This is a genomic window from Microbacterium sp. SORGH_AS_0505, assembly GCF_030818715.1.
Classification (GTDB): Bacteria; Actinomycetota; Actinomycetes; order Actinomycetales; family Microbacteriaceae; genus Microbacterium.
This window is the reverse complement of record NZ_JAUTAT010000001.1, coordinates 2,167,493-2,181,109: the sequence shown is the minus strand read 5'-3', so window position 1 is coordinate 2,181,109 and position 13,617 is coordinate 2,167,493. Positions and strand designations below refer to the sequence as shown.

Annotated in this window: 13 protein-coding genes and 1 pseudogene; 7 read left to right on the top strand and 7 right to left on the bottom strand. The window is 68.1% G+C overall.

Going from position 1 to position 13,617, the window contains the following annotated elements:
- Positions 1-17: 17 nt before the first annotated feature.
- Positions 18-1,568: an ABC-F family ATP-binding cassette domain-containing protein gene (locus QE428_RS10700; protein ID WP_231916590.1), complete on the bottom strand. Its 1,551-nt coding sequence runs from the start codon at positions 1,566-1,568 to the stop codon at positions 18-20.
- 365 nt (positions 1,569-1,933) lie between these two features.
- Between QE428_RS10700 and QE428_RS10695 the strand changes: the two genes are divergently transcribed.
- The 5 genes from QE428_RS10695 to QE428_RS10675 are packed head-to-tail and all read left to right on the top strand — an operon-like array spanning position 1,934 to position 6,833.
- Complete coding sequence (locus tag QE428_RS10695) at positions 1,934-2,971, top strand: iron-siderophore ABC transporter substrate-binding protein (RefSeq protein ID WP_307468967.1); 1,038 nt, start codon at positions 1,934-1,936, stop codon at positions 2,969-2,971.
- Positions 2,972-2,990: 19 nt separating this feature from the next.
- Positions 2,991-4,043 carry an iron ABC transporter permease gene (locus QE428_RS10690; protein ID WP_307468964.1) on the top strand — a complete coding sequence of 351 codons (1,053 nt, stop codon included), beginning with the start codon at positions 2,991-2,993 and terminating at the stop codon, positions 4,041-4,043.
- A complete protein-coding gene (locus QE428_RS10685) occupies positions 4,040-5,089 on the top strand; it encodes an iron chelate uptake ABC transporter family permease subunit (RefSeq protein ID WP_307468961.1) in 1,050 nt (349 codons plus the stop codon). Before QE428_RS10690 ends, QE428_RS10685 begins: the two co-directional genes overlap by 4 nt.
- Complete coding sequence (locus tag QE428_RS10680) at positions 5,086-5,910, top strand: ABC transporter ATP-binding protein (protein ID WP_307468958.1); 825 nt, start codon at positions 5,086-5,088, stop codon at positions 5,908-5,910. The genes QE428_RS10685 and QE428_RS10680 overlap by 4 nt, the downstream gene beginning before the upstream one ends.
- 17 nt (positions 5,911-5,927) lie before the next feature.
- Entirely contained in the window at positions 5,928-6,833 is a 906-nt protein-coding gene (locus QE428_RS10675) for a siderophore-interacting protein (RefSeq protein WP_091352931.1), read from the top strand.
- 58 nt (positions 6,834-6,891) lie between these two features.
- On the opposite strand, the gene QE428_RS10670 is transcribed toward QE428_RS10675, so the two are convergent.
- From QE428_RS10670 to sufB, 5 genes and pseudogenes are all read right to left on the bottom strand, one after another.
- Positions 6,892-7,221 carry a metal-sulfur cluster assembly factor gene (locus QE428_RS10670; RefSeq protein WP_064002279.1) on the bottom strand — a complete coding sequence of 110 codons (330 nt, stop codon included), beginning with the start codon at positions 7,219-7,221 and terminating at the stop codon, positions 6,892-6,894.
- Between the two features lie 9 nt (positions 7,222-7,230).
- The gene (gene sufC / locus QE428_RS10665; RefSeq protein WP_307468949.1) at positions 7,231-8,001 is read right to left on the bottom strand and encodes a Fe-S cluster assembly ATPase SufC; all 771 of its coding nucleotides are present in this window, start codon (positions 7,999-8,001) and stop codon (positions 7,231-7,233) included.
- A 14-nt stretch (positions 8,002-8,015) separates the two neighbouring features.
- The gene (locus QE428_RS10660; RefSeq protein WP_091352925.1) at positions 8,016-8,345 is read right to left on the bottom strand and encodes a non-heme iron oxygenase ferredoxin subunit; all 330 of its coding nucleotides are present in this window, start codon (positions 8,343-8,345) and stop codon (positions 8,016-8,018) included.
- Positions 8,342-9,539: pseudogene (sufD, locus tag QE428_RS10655) on the bottom strand (Fe-S cluster assembly protein SufD). The gene QE428_RS10660 and the pseudogene sufD overlap by 4 nt, the downstream one beginning before the upstream one ends.
- On the bottom strand, positions 9,539-10,957 hold the full coding sequence (gene sufB, locus QE428_RS10650) for a Fe-S cluster assembly protein SufB (RefSeq protein WP_091352920.1): 1,419 nt from the start codon (positions 10,955-10,957) through the stop codon (positions 9,539-9,541). The pseudogene sufD and the gene sufB overlap by 1 nt, the downstream one beginning before the upstream one ends.
- A gap of 220 nt (positions 10,958-11,177) precedes the next feature.
- Between sufB and QE428_RS10645 the strand changes: the two genes are divergently transcribed.
- Positions 11,178-12,107 carry a heme A synthase gene (locus tag QE428_RS10645; RefSeq protein WP_091352917.1) on the top strand — a complete coding sequence of 310 codons (930 nt, stop codon included), beginning with the start codon at positions 11,178-11,180 and terminating at the stop codon, positions 12,105-12,107.
- A gap of 95 nt (positions 12,108-12,202) precedes the next feature.
- Entirely contained in the window at positions 12,203-12,577 is a 375-nt protein-coding gene (locus QE428_RS10640) for a dinucleotide-utilizing enzyme (protein WP_307468942.1), read from the top strand.
- Positions 12,578-12,598: 21 nt separating this feature from the next.
- On the opposite strand, the gene QE428_RS10635 is transcribed toward QE428_RS10640, so the two are convergent.
- The gene (locus tag QE428_RS10635) at positions 12,599-13,525 is read right to left on the bottom strand and encodes a heme o synthase (RefSeq protein ID WP_091352911.1); all 927 of its coding nucleotides are present in this window, start codon (positions 13,523-13,525) and stop codon (positions 12,599-12,601) included.
- Positions 13,526-13,617 lie beyond the last annotated feature (92 nt).

Below are 13,617 nucleotides of genomic sequence, written 5' to 3'. Positions count from 1 at the left end.
CGCAGCTGCGGGCGGGATCAGGCCAGCGTGATGAGGTCGATGTAGTCCCGACCCCAGATGTCCTCGACGCCGTCCGGGAGGATCAGCACGCGCTCGGGATTGAGTGCCTCGACGGCGCCCTCGTCGTGCGAGACGAGGACGACAGCGCCCTCGTAGTGCGCGAGCGCGCCGAGGATCTCCTCACGGGATGCCGGGTCGAGGTTGTTCGTCGGCTCGTCGAGCAGCAGCATGTTCGCGGACGAGACGACCAGCGTCGCGAGCGAAAGGCGCGTCTTCTCGCCACCCGACAGGACGCCCGCCGGTTTCAGCACGTCGTCGCCGGTGAACAGGAACGAGCCGAGCACCTTGCGCGCTTCGGTGGCGGTGATGTCGGGTGCCGCCGACATCATGTTGTCGAGGACCGAACGGGTGACGTCGAGGTTCTCGTGCTCCTGCGCGTAGTACCCGATCTTCAAGCCGTGGCCCGGCTCGATGATCCCGGTGTCCGCCTTGTCGACGCCGGCGAGGATGCGCAGGAGAGTCGTCTTACCCGCACCGTTGAGGCCGAGGACCACGACGCGGGAGCCACGGTCGATCGCGAGGTCGACACCGGCGAAGATCTCGAGCGAGCCGTAGGACTTCGAGAGGTTCTTCGCCATGAGAGGTGTCTTGCCGCAGGGAGCCGGCTTCGGGAAGCGCAGCTTCGCGACCCGGTCGTCCTGACGGACGTCATCGAGACCGGCGAGGAGCTTCTCCGCCCGCGCGACCATCTGATGCGCCGCGGCAGCTTTGCTGGCCTTCGCGCCGAAGCGGGCGGCCTGCTGCTGCAAGGCCGTGGCCTTCTTCTCGGCGTTGGCGCGCTCCTTGCGGCGACGCTCCTCGTCGGCGGCGCGCTGGCGGAGGTAGTTCCTCCAGTTCATGTTGTAGACATCGATGACCTGGCGCATCGCGTCCAGGTAGAACACGCGATTGACGGTCTCGCCGACGAGCTCGATGTCGTGGCTGATCACGATCAGCCCGCCCTTGTAGCCCTTAAGGAACTCGCGCAGCCACACGACACTGTCGGCGTCGAGGTGGTTCGTCGGCTCGTCGAGGATCATCGTCTGCGCATCGGAGAAGAGGATGCGGGCGAGCTCGATGCGCCGGCGCTGGCCTCCCGAGAGCGTCTTCAGCGGCTGGTCGAGGATGCGGTCGGGGAGCGAGAGGTTGTGGGCGATCGAAGCTGCTTCGGCCTCGGCCGCGTATCCGCCGAGCGCTTCGAAACGCTCGGTCAGCGAGCCGTACTTCCGCATGGCCCGGTCGGCCACCGCGGCATCCGACGACGCCATCTGCTCCGCCGTCTCCCTCATACCGATCGCGAGGGACCCGAGGCCGCGAGCATCGAGGATGCGCGTGCGCGCGAGCATCTCAGGATCCCCCGTGCGCGGGTCCTGCGGCAGATAGCCGAGTTCGCCGGTGCGATCGACGCCGCCGTCCGCGGGGATGAGGTCGCCCGCAAGGACCTTGGTCAGAGTCGTCTTGCCGGCGCCGTTCCGACCGACCAATCCGATCTTGTCGCCGGGCGACACTCGGAACGAGACGTTCGACATGAGGGTGCGCGCACCGACGCGGATCTCGAGATCGTGCACGGCGAGCACAGCAGACATCCGTTCTTCGTGGGAGGCGGCCGAGTGGCCAAACCCCCAGTATACGTCGCCTGATGCCCGGGATCCTTCGTGCGTCGTCGGGCCGCGGCCGGATCGAGACTGAGCCGGAAAGAGCTTCACGGACGATAGGACTCGCACTCGCCCGCGCCTATCTACCCACCCTGACCGCGCGGCAGACTGTTCGCGCCTTCGGCCGTCGGCGCACCCACGCCCCGAGCGTCTCCACTCCAGGGCGACCGGTGATTTCCGGCAACCGGTGAGTCGATGTAAGGTTAGGCGACCCTAATCACTTCTCACAGGAGACCTCCGTGCCTCGCATCCGCACTGCGCTCGCCCTCGCCGCAGCATCCGTCCTCGTCCTGACCGGCTGCGCAACCAACAGCGCCCCGGCCGCAGGCGATGGACCGTCGGCTTCGAACGAAGCGAGCGGGTTCCCCGTCACGCTCAAGAACGCGTTCGGCGAGACGATGATCAAGACCAAGCCCGAGCGTGTCGCGACGGTGTCGTGGGGCAACCAGGAGGCGGCCCTCGCGCTCGGCGTGGTGCCGGTGGGCATGCCCGAGGTCACCTGGGGAGACGACGACGGCGACGGCGTCCTGCCGTGGGTGGAAGAGAAGTTGGCGTCTCTGGACGTCAAGACCCCTGTGCTGTTCGACGAAGCGCAGGGCATCGACTTCGAGGGAGTCGCGGACACCGCGCCTGATGTGATCCTCGCCGCGTACTCCGGTCTGAACCAGGCGGACTACGACAAGCTCAGCAAGATCGCCCCCGTCGTCGCCTACCCGACTGTCGCGTGGGGCACCACCTGGCAGGAACTGACGATCATCAACGGCACCGCGCTGGGGCTGAAGACCCAGGCTGAGGACCTCGTGTCCCAGCTCACGAAGACCCTCGACGACGAGGTCGCGAAGTACCCCGAGATCGCCGGCAAGAAGGTGATGTTCAGCTCGTACGACGCCACGAACCTCAGCCAGATCGGCTTCTACTCGCTCGCGGATCCGCGCGCCAAGTTCCTGGAAGACCTGGGAATGGTCCCCGCCAAGACGGTCGAGGAGCAGTCCAAGACGTCCACGGAGTTCTGGATCACCAACAGCACCGAAGACATCGAGCGCTTCGAGGACGTCCAGGTGATCGTGACGTACGGGGACGACTCGACGCTCGCCGCCATGCAGGGCGACCCGCTCCTGTCCCGAATCCCGGCCGTGAAGAACGGGGCCGTCGTCGTCCTTCCCGCCGTGAACAGCTCACTCGCGGCCGCCGCGAACCCGAGCCCGCTGTCGATCCCGAACGCTCTCACGGGCGAGTACATCGCGATGCTCGCCGAGGCGGCCAAGAAGGCCTCGTAAGGCACTCCTCCCCTCCGACGTGTCCACTTCACTCGCACCCCGCGCGATCGTCGCCGCGGCCCCGCCCTCCGGGCGGCGACCGCGGCGACGCCGTGTGGCCTGGCTGATCGTGCTCGTCGTGCTCGTCGCGCTCGCCGCCGTCCTCTCGGTCACGCTCGGGGCGAGGTCGGTGAGTCTCCACGACATCGCGGCAGGGCTGGCCGGGGACATCGACACGGCCTCGGCCGCCGCCGTCGCCAAACGCGTCCCCCGTACGATCCTGGCTCTCCTCGTCGGCGCGGCGCTCGCCATCGCGGGCACCGTCATGCAGGGCGTCACCCGCAACCCGCTCGCCGACCCGCAGATCCTCGGCATCAACGGCGGAGCCTCCCTCGCCGTCGTGATCGGCCTCGCGTTCTTCGGGATCACCGACGCGTTCGGGTACATCTGGCTCGCCATGCTCGGCGCGGCCGTCGCAGCCCTCTTCGTGTACATGGTCGGATCACTGGGACGAGGTGGCGCGAGTCCGTTGAAGCTCGCGCTGGCGGGCGCCGCGACCGCCGTCGCCTTCACATCGCTCATCAGCGCGATCCTCCTCCCCCGCATCGACGTCATGAGCGTCTTCCGGTTCTGGCAGATCGGCGGAGTCGGCGGCGCGACCGCCGACAAGAACCTGCTGGTCGTTCCGTTCCTCATCGTCGGCGCAGTGATCTGCTTCGCGTCCGCCGGCGGACTCAACTCGCTCGCCCTCGGCGACGATCTCGCCGCGGGCCTGGGTGAACGTGTGCAGCGGGCACGCCTGATCGCCGCACTCGGCGCGGTGATCCTGTGCGGTGCCGCCACGGCCGTCGCAGGGCCGATCGGCTTCGTCGGGCTGATCGTGCCCCACGTGTGCCGGCTCCTCGTCGGCCCGGACCACCGCTGGCTGCTCCCGGTATCCGCCCTCGTCGGGGGTGGTCTCCTCGCCACCGCCGATGTCGTCGGCCGGGTGATCGCTCCGCCGCAGGAGGTCGAGGTCGGTGTCGTCACCGCCCTCATCGGCGCCCCCTTCTTCATCGCGATCGTCCGTCGACAGAAGATGCGTGCACTGTGACCGCGGCATCCGTCCACCCGTCCACGCTCGACGTCGTCGCGCGCGGTCGGTCGCGGCGCATGCGCCGCCGTCTCCTCGTCACGACGGTGCTGGCGATCGCCGTTCTCGCGACCTACGCGGTATCGCTCATGGTGGGCCAGACCTTCTACTCCCCCGCCGAGGTGTGGGGCGTCATGACGGGTCAGCTGGTCCCGGGCGCCTCCTTCACCGTCGGTGAGCTCCGCCTGCCCCGCTCGACCGTCGCGCTCCTCGCGGGGGCGTGCTTCGGGATCGGCGGCGCCGTCTTCCAGACGATGCTCCGCAACCCTCTCGCCAGCCCCGACATCATCGGGATCAACGCGGGTGCGAGTGCCGCAGCCGTCGTCGGCATCGTGTTCCTCTCCCTCGACCAGACCCCTGTCGCCGTCCTGGCGACCGTCGGCGCTCTGGTCACAGCGCTGACGATCTACCTCCTGGCGTTCAAGGACGGCGGGGCCGGCGCGAGATTCATCCTGATCGGGATCGGCGTCGCCGCGATCTTCAACAGCGTGGTCGCGTACGTCCTCTCGCGCGCCGCCGAGTGGGACCTCCAGGCCGCGATGCGCTGGATCACCGGCAACCTGAACGGCGCTTCCTGGAGCGAAGCCGTGCCCCTCGCGGTCGCCGTTGCGATCGGGGTGCCCGTGATCCTGTGGCTGACGCGCGACCTCGAACTCATGCGCCTGGGCGACGACACTGCAGCGGCCCTCGGAGTTCCCGTCGAGCGCCGGCGCATCATGCTGATCATCGCCGCCGTGACCCTCCTTGCCTTCGCCACCGCGGCGGCGGGCCCCATCTCCTTCGTCGCTTTCCTCGCCGGTCCCATCGCCGCCCGGATGCTGGGTCCCGTGGGATCCCCCGTTCTGGCCGCTGGTCTTTTCGGAGCGCTCCTCGTCCTGGTCGCGGACTTCGTCGGGCAGTACCTGCTCGGCCTCCGTCTGCCCGTCGGCGTCGTCACCGGTGTCCTCGGCGCGCCGTACCTCATCGTTCTTCTCATCCGCAGCAGCCGCTCGGGAGGCTCCCTATGACCGCCCACCGCACCCTCTCCGCAGAGTCCGTCACCCTCGCCTACGGGGACCGGACGATCGTCGACGCGCTCGACTTCACGGTCCCGGCGGGGCAGGTGACCGCAATCGTCGGCGCCAACGCGTGCGGCAAGTCGACGATGCTGAAAGCGATGGCACGCCTGCTGTCGCCGAAGTCGGGTCGCGTCGTGCTCGACGGCAAGGACATCCATCGGATGCCGACGAAGCACGTCGCGCGCGATCTCGGACTGCTCCCGCAATCGCCGATAGCGCCCGAGGGTATCGCCGTCTCCGACCTCGTCAGCCGCGGACGCACGCCGCACCACGGGCCGCTCGCGCGGTGGACGCGGGCGGATGACGATGCGGTAGCGAGGGCACTCGAGGCGACAGACATCGTCGCGATCGCGGATCGTCCCGTCGACGAGCTGTCGGGTGGTCAGCGCCAGCGCGTCTGGATCGCGATGGCCCTGGCTCAGCAGACGGACGTCCTGCTGCTGGATGAGCCGACGACGTTCCTCGACGTCAGCCACCAGATCGACGTCCTGGACCTGCTCACCGATCTGAACCGCTCGCGGGGCACGACGATCGTGATGGTCCTGCACGACCTCAACCTGGCCGCACGGTATGCGGACCATCTGGTCGCCATGTCAGCCGGCCGGATCTTCGCGTCCGGCGAGCCTCAGACGGTCCTCACGGCCGACACGGTGCGCGAGGTGTTCGGCCTCGAGAGCCGCGTCATCCCCGACCCCCTCACCGGACGCCCGATGGTCCTTCCCATCGGCCGTCACCACGTCCCCACGCCGCTCGACGGCGCCGTCCGCTGATCCCACGGAGCGACCCGATGTCTTCGACCACCCTGGCCTTCTTCCGCGCACCCGTGGCCTCGATCGCCGAGGTGACCCCCAGCTTCCGCCGTTTCACCTTCAAGGACACCGCCCTCTCCGCTTACGGCGACCCCGGTTTCGACCAGCGGGTGAAGATCCTCTTCCCGACGCCGACGGCACCGATCGAATCGATGCCGACCGGTGAGGACTGGTACGAGCAGTGGCGCGCCCTCCCCGACGACGCGCGACCCGTCATGCGCACGTACACGACCCGCGCGGTCCGCAACGCGGACAACGAGGTCGACATCGACATGGTCGCGCACGATGTCATGGGCCCCGCGTCGGCGTGGATCGCCGAGGCGAAGGCGGGCGACGAGGTGCTCATCCTCGCACCGACCACGGATCACACCGGCGTCAACTACGGCATCGACTTCGTCCCGCCCGCCAAGACCGAGAACATCCTTCTCGCCGGCGACGAGACCGCGGCCCCGGCCATCGCGCGGATCCTCGAACAGCTCCCCGCTGACGCACGAGGCGTCGTCGTCCTCGAGGTCCCGCACCCGGAGGACATCGCCTACCTTCCCGCGCACCCCGGCTTCGAGATCATCACCGCGGCCCGCGCCGGAGAGGACCACCGTCACGACCACCTGATCGCGGCGGTCACTCAGGTTGCCGAGCGGCTCGTCCCGGAGGGGATCGGCGCCGAGGTCGAGGAGATCGACGTCGACCACGACATCCTGTGGGAGGTCCCCCGCACGGCGAAGGGCGGAGCCGCCCTGAAGAGCGCCCGGCTCTACGCGTGGCTGGCCGGCGAGGCATCCGCCATCAAGGCACTGCGACGCCATCTCGTCGGAGAGGTCGGCGTCGACCGTCGCGCCGTCGCCTTCATGGGCTACTGGCGCCTCGGTCGCTCCGAGAACTGACGAAGCGGTGCGACATCGTCGCACCGCTTCGTCGTCGGCCGGATGGCCGGGCTCCAGCTCAGATCGAGAATCCGAGCGCGCGCATCATGTCGCGCCCGTCGTCGGTGATCCGCTCGGGACCCCACGGCGGCATCCACACCCAGTTGATGCGGAATCGGTCCACAACGCCGTCCAGCGCCTGTCCGGTCTGTTCTTCGAGGACGTCCGTCAGCGGGCAACCGGCGGAGGTCAAGGTCATGTGGATGACGAGAGCGTCGTTCTCGTCATCCCAGCCGAGGTCGTAGATGAGTCCCAGGTCGACGACGTTGACTCCCAGTTCGGGGTCCATGACGTCCTTGAGGGCCTCGGTGACCTCGTCGTATTTCTCGGGTGCGAGCGTCTCGGTCATGCGACGATCCTAGGCCTGCTCGCCACCGACGGGAGCGAGGAAACGGTCGTAACCCTCATCCTCCAGTCGCGCCGCGAGTTCGGGGCCGCCTTCTTCCGCGACGCGACCGTTCACGAGGACGTGGACGAAGTCGGGCTGGATGTAGCGCAGGATGCGGGTGTAGTGCGTGATGAGCAGCACGCCCATGTCGCTCTGCTCCTTGGCGCGGTTGACACCCTCGGAGACGATCTTGAGCGCATCGACATCGAGGCCGGAGTCGGTCTCGTCGAGGATCGCCAACGTGGGCTTCAGGAGCTCGAGCTGCAGGATCTCATGACGCTTCTTCTCACCGCCGGAGAACCCCTCGTTGACGTTGCGCGCGGCGAACTTCGGGTCCATGCGGAGGTTCTGCATCGCCTGCTTGACGTCCTTCGTCCACGCGCGGATCGAGGGCGCTTCGCCGTCGACGGCGGTCTTGGCGGTGCGGAGGAAGTTCGTGACCGTGACACCGGGGATCTCGACGGGATACTGCATCGCCAGGAACAGGCCTGCGCGGGCACGCTCGTCGACGGACATCGCGAGGACGTCCTCGCCGTCGAGGGTGATGGAGCCGCTCGTGACGGTGTACTTGGGGTGACCGGCAATCGTGTAGGCCAGGGTCGACTTTCCGGAGCCGTTCGGACCCATGATGGCGTGGGTCTCACCCGTGCGGACGGTCAGGGTGACGCCGTTGAGGATCGGGGTCTCGCCGGCTTCCGTCTCGACCGTCACGTGGAGGTCGCGGATCTCGAGGACAGACATGTCAGCTTCTTTCTTCAGTTCACGGCTTTGGTCACGGCGGGGTCGATGAGGATGTCGTCCCCGTCGATCGTGACCTCGTAGACGGGCACCGGCTCGTAAGCCGGAAGATTCAGGGGGCGACCGGTCCGCAGCGAGAACGCGGACCCGTGGGCCCAGCACTCCAGCGACTCTCCTTCGACGAAACCGTCGGCCAGCGAGATGTCACCGTGGGTGCAGGTGTCGCCGATCGCGTGGACCTCGCCCTGGCCGTCGAGCACGACGGCGATCGCGACGCCGCCCACCTCGACGCGCACGGCGGTGTCCTGCTCGAGGTCGCTCAGTTGCAGGACCTTCTCCGCGGTCACTGCGCACCCTCCCCGACGAGCTCGGCCTCGATGGCGGCGATGAACTCGTCCTCGAGGGAGGGGATGCCGATCTTCTGCACGATCTCGGCGAGGAACCCGAGGACCACCAGGCGCCGAGCCTGCTCCTCGTCGATTCCGCGCGCCTGCAGGTAGAAGAGCTGCTCGTCGTCGAAGCGACCGGTCGCGCTCGCGTGACCGGCGCCGACGATGTCGCCGGTCTCGATCTCGAGATTCGGGATGGAGTCGGCACGCGCACCGTCGGTGAGGACCAGGTTGCGGTTCGCCTCGTATGAGTCGGTGCCGACGGCATCCGGTCCGATGAGGACGTCGCCGATCCAGACCGTTCGCGCGGACGCACCCTGCAGCGCACTCTTGTAGAGCACGTCGCCGCTGGTGTGCGCTCCCTTGTGGTGCAGGTAGACCTGGCTTTCGAGGTGCTGACCCGCGTCGGCGAAGGAGAGACCGTACAGGCGTCCCTGCGCGCCGGAGCCGGCGAGCTCGACGGACGGGTTGACGCGGACGAGTCCGCCGCCGAGGCTCACGACGATGTGCGTGAGGGTGGCGTCGCGGTCGACACGGGCCTGATGGGCAGCGAGGTGCACGGCGTCGTCGTCCCACCGCTGCACGGACACGACGGTCAGCGCGGCGCCGTCCCGGACGATGATCTCGACGTTCTGCGCCTGCGCGGCGGATCCCTCGTGACGCAGCACGACGGTGCCGCGGGAGTTCGGCTGCGCCTCGATCACGACGTGCGCGTGAGCGACCCCGCCGCGGCCGCGTGAGTGTCACGACGACGGGCTCGTCGAGCTCGACGTCCGCCGGAATGCGGATGAGGGGAGCCTCAGGCTCCTGCGCCCACGCGATGGCGCTCACGACGTCTTCCGGCCGGAAGACCTCGCCGCGAGGGGCATCGTTCTTCTGCAGACGGATGTGCTCGACGGCATCCGGACCGGTCACCTCGACGCCGATGACGTCGTGCGGAGCCGGCTCGTCAGCCAGCAGCGACGCGACGCGGTCGAGCGGCGTGTGCTTCCAGTTGACCTCGCGGCCGGTCGGTGTGCCGAAATCGGCCGGGTCGAACGACCACGGACGCTCCGAGCGGGTCTGCACGGGAACGCCCTGGTCGGTCACTTTCGCCGCAGGGTCGATGTGGCCCTTCGCATCGGATGCGGGGGCCTGAGTCGCTGTCGTCATCAGCCGACGGATCCTTCCATGCCCATCTCGATGAGCTTGTTCAGCTCGAGGGCGTACTCCATGGGCAGTTCGCGGGCGATCGGCTCGATGAATCCGCGCACGATCATCGCCATCGCTTCGTCCTCGGGCATGCCACGGCTCATGAGGTAGAACAGCTGCTCTTCGCTGACCTTCGAGACCGTGGCCTCGTGGCCGAGCTGGACATCGTCGACGCGGATGTCGATCGCCGGGTAGGTGTCCGAGCGCGAGATCGTGTCGACCAGCAGCGCGTCACAGCGCACCGTGTTCGCGGAGTGGTGCGCGTTCGCGTCCACCCGCACCTCGCCGCGGTAACCGGCGCGGCCACCGCCGCGGGCGATCGACTTCGACACGATCGACGACTGCGTGTACGGCGCCATGTGGATCATCTTCGCGCCGGCGTCCTGGTGCTGGCCGGGACCGGCGAAGGCGACGGATAGGGTCTCGCCCTTGGCGTGCTCGCCCATGAGGTAGATCGACGGGTACTTCATCGTCACCTTGGAGCCGATGTTGCCGTCGACCCACTCCATGGTCGCGCCCTCGTGGGCGACGGCGCGCTTGGTGACGAGGTTGTAGACGTTGTTCGACCAGTTCTGGATCGTCGTGTACCGAACGCGGGCGTTCTTCTTCACGATGATCTCGACGACGGCCGAGTGCAGCGAGTCGCTCTTGTAGATCGGCGCCGTGCAGCCCTCGATGTAGTGGACGTAGCTGTCCTCGTCCGCGATGATCAGGGTCCGCTCGAACTGGCCCATGTTCTCGGTGTTGATGCGGAAGTACGCCTGCAGCGGGATCTCGACGTGCACGCCCTTGGGGACGTAGACGAACGACCCCCCAGACCACACGGCGGTGTTCAGCGCGGCGAACTTGTTGTCGCCCGCGGGGATGACGGTGCCGAAGTACTCCTCGAAGAACTCGGGGTGCTCGCGGAGGGCCGTGTCGGTGTCCATGAAGATGACGCCCTGCTGCTCCAGGTCCTCACGGATCTGGTGGTACACGACCTCGGACTCGTACTGCGCGGCGACGCCGGCGACGAGGCGCTGACGCTCCGCCTCGGGGATGCCGAGCTTCTCGTACGTGTTCCGGATCTCCTCGGGGAGGTCCTCCCACGTCTGCGCCTGCTTCTCGGTCGAGCGCACGAAGTACTTGATGTTGTCGAAGTCGATGCCGGAAAGATCGGCACCCCACGTCGGCATCGGCTTGCGGCCGAACAGCTGATACCCCTTCAGACGGGTCTTCAGCATCCATTCGGGTTCGCTCTTGAGAGCGGAGATCCCGCGGACGACGTCCTCGTTGATCCCTCGCTGTGCGACGGCACCCGCGGCATCCGCGTCGTGCCAGCCGAACTCGTACACCCCCAGGCCTTCGAGTTCGGGGCGGTCGATGAGCACATCCGACATGAATTTCCTCCTCACGGGCGGCAACGGTGTCATCCGTTCCGGCATTCCCTCCCGCGAGAGGAGTGCACGAGGGGGATGCCGCTGCTGGCCGCTCTGACGACGCGATACCGCGCCTAGAATCGTTGTGCGGGCTGCGATGGGGATCGCGCTCGCCGACTCCTTCATTCTACAGGCACGGCCGTCCCCCGCGGCGTGCCGGCCCGCGCCCGGAGGCGACCCCATGCTCATCACCGCGTCGACACCGACCGCCCCGCCCGTCACGCGGATGCCGCGCCTGCTGCCCCTCGTCGCGTGGCTCTCGTTCCTCGCCGAGACGCTCATCATCGCCACCGGCGGCGCCGTCCGACTGACCGGGTCGGGCCTGGGCTGCCCCACGTGGCCGACCTGCACGCCGGAGTCGCTCGTGGCGACGCCCGAGATGGGCATCCACGGCGTGATCGAGTTCGGCAACCGCACGCTGACGGGACTCGTCGGCATCCTCGCTCTGATGGTGGTCGTGCTGGTCTGGCGGATGCGGCGCACCCGTCGCGACCTGTTCGTTCTGGCACTCGTGGTCCTCGGCGGCGTCGTCGCCCAGGCGATCGTCGGCGGCATCACCGTCCTGACGGGCCTCAACCCCTTCATCGTCGGCTTCCACTACGTCGTGTCGCTCATCCTCGTCTGCGTCTGCGCCGCGTTCCTCGTCCGCATGAAGGAGCCCGCGGCGCCTCGCGAACGGGTCGTCCCCGCGTGGTATGCCCGCCTGGCGCACCTGACGACCGCAGTTCTCGCCGTGACCATCGCCTTCGGCGTCCTGACCACGGGTGCCGGCCCCCACTCGGGTGATGCTGCAGCCGGACGCAACGGCTTCGACGCGGAGATCCTCGAGCACGTGCACGCCTGGCCCGGCTACACCCTGCTCGCGCTCACGCTGATCCTGGTCGGAGTCGCGTGGGCCCGCAGACTCCGCCCGCGCACGTGGGTCACCCTGCTGCTCGCCGCCGAAGCCGTGCAGATCGCCGTCGGCCTCTACCAGGCGCGCAACGGTCTGCCCGAGATCGCCGTCGGCGTGCACATGGTCCTGGCTGCGCTGACCGCGGCCGCCATGACGGTCGTCATCCTCCGCCTGAAGGCACCGGCGGCCCTCGAGGTGGAGACCGCTTCTCACTGACTCCTCATAGGTTCCGCATCGGTCCCGTCAGGGTGCATCGGGAACAGTGGCCCGGGCCGTCCGAATCCGGGCGGCTCCTACCCGGAGGAGATTCGATGAACACCCGCCCCCGCCTGACCCGCAGCATCCCGTTCTGGGTGCTCGTGGCAGGCTCCCTCGCATCCAGCGCCGCCGGCGCCGTCGTCCTGATCGACAAGCTCGGGACGATGGAGACCGCGCTGACCGCCGGTACCGCGACCGGCGTGGAGGTCTATGTCGGACAGGTCTGGGCCATCCTGGGCGCGATCCTCATCGGCGTCGGCGTGATCGGCCTGCTGCTGGCTTTCGCGCTCGGTGCCCTGCGCGCCTTCGCCACGCCGCGCGAGCAGCTCGCCCCCGCGACCGAGCCGTTTGCCGAAGAGATCGAAACCGACGCGACCGACGAGTCGGCGACGACCGAGCAGCCCGTCCTCGACGGCGCCGCACGCTGATCGACAGGTCGACCCGCTGCGTCAGAACGGCAGCAGCGGGTCGATCGCGATCGCGACGAAGAGCAGTGTGAGGTAGGTGATCGAGGCGTGGAACACGCGCATCGGCTGCACCTTCCCACCGCGGACAGCGCGTGCGTACAGCACGTGCGATTCGTAGATGAACCAGCCACCGAAGACGAGCGCTGACACGGTGTAGACGAGCCCCATGCCTGCGACCGGGATCAACAGCAGCGAGCTCGCGATCGTCGCCCAGGCGTAGAGGATGACCTGCAGACCGACCTGGACACCGTCGCGGGTCGCGCCCAGCATCGGAACGTCGACCTCGGCGTAGTCGCCCTTGTACTTCATGGACAGCGGCCAGTAGTGCGGCGGCGTCCACAGGAAAACCAGCAGGAACAGGATGAAGGGTGTCCACGTGAGCGACTCCGTGACGGCCGACCACCCGATGATCACCGGGAAGCACCCGGCGATACCGCCCCAGACGATGTTCTGCTCGGTGCGGCGCTTGAGAAGCATCGTGTAGATCACGACGTAGAAGAAGATCGCCCCCGCGCTGAGGGCAGCGGCGACCCAATTCGTGAAAGCCCAGAGCCACACGGTGGACACGATCGCGAGCGTCCACGAGAAGACCAGCGCCCCGCGCGGCGAGACCTCGCCGGTCACGAGGGGCCGGTTCTCGGTCCGCTTCATGTGCGCGTCGATGTCGCGATCGAGGTACATGTTGAAGGATGCCGCCGACCCCGCGCTCATGGCGCCGCCCACGACGGTGGCGACGATGAGCCAGAGGTTGGGAAGACCGTCGGCAGCCAGGAACATCACCGGGATGGTGGTGACCAGGAGAAGCTCGAGCACACGAGGCTTCGTCAACTGGATGTACGCGCGGACGGTGCGGCCGACCGACTGTCGAGCGGGCGCGGATACGCGCGCGCCGGTGTCCGTGAGTGCCATCGCCCCTGCCGTGTAGATCGTCTGGTCGAGTCTACGGCATCCTTCGCGAGCGGTCCCTGCGCCCCCACCCACCGGCACTTCGCTCACAGCGC

Excerpts from the sequence above, each read along its gene's own strand:
- QE428_RS10700 (WP_231916590.1), bottom strand. The coding sequence starts at position 1,568 with ATGTCGAACGTCTCGTTCCGAGTGTCGCCCGGCGACAAGATCGGATTG.
- QE428_RS10680 (WP_307468958.1), top strand. The coding sequence starts at position 5,086 with ATGACCGCCCACCGCACCCTCTCCGCAGAGTCCGTCACCCTCGCCTAC.
- QE428_RS10675 (WP_091352931.1), top strand. The coding sequence starts at position 5,928 with ATGTCTTCGACCACCCTGGCCTTCTTCCGCGCACCCGTGGCCTCGATC.
- QE428_RS10670 (WP_064002279.1), bottom strand. The coding sequence starts at position 7,221 with ATGACCGAGACGCTCGCACCCGAGAAATACGACGAGGTCACCGAGGCC.
- sufC (WP_307468949.1), bottom strand. The coding sequence starts at position 8,001 with ATGTCTGTCCTCGAGATCCGCGACCTCCACGTGACGGTCGAGACGGAA.
- sufB (WP_091352920.1), bottom strand. The coding sequence starts at position 10,957 with ATGTCGGATGTGCTCATCGACCGCCCCGAACTCGAAGGCCTGGGGGTG.
- QE428_RS10645 (WP_091352917.1), top strand. The coding sequence starts at position 11,178 with ATGCTCATCACCGCGTCGACACCGACCGCCCCGCCCGTCACGCGGATG.
- QE428_RS10640 (WP_307468942.1), top strand. The coding sequence starts at position 12,203 with ATGAACACCCGCCCCCGCCTGACCCGCAGCATCCCGTTCTGGGTGCTC.
- QE428_RS10635 (WP_091352911.1), bottom strand. The coding sequence starts at position 13,525 with ATGGCACTCACGGACACCGGCGCGCGCGTATCCGCGCCCGCTCGACAG.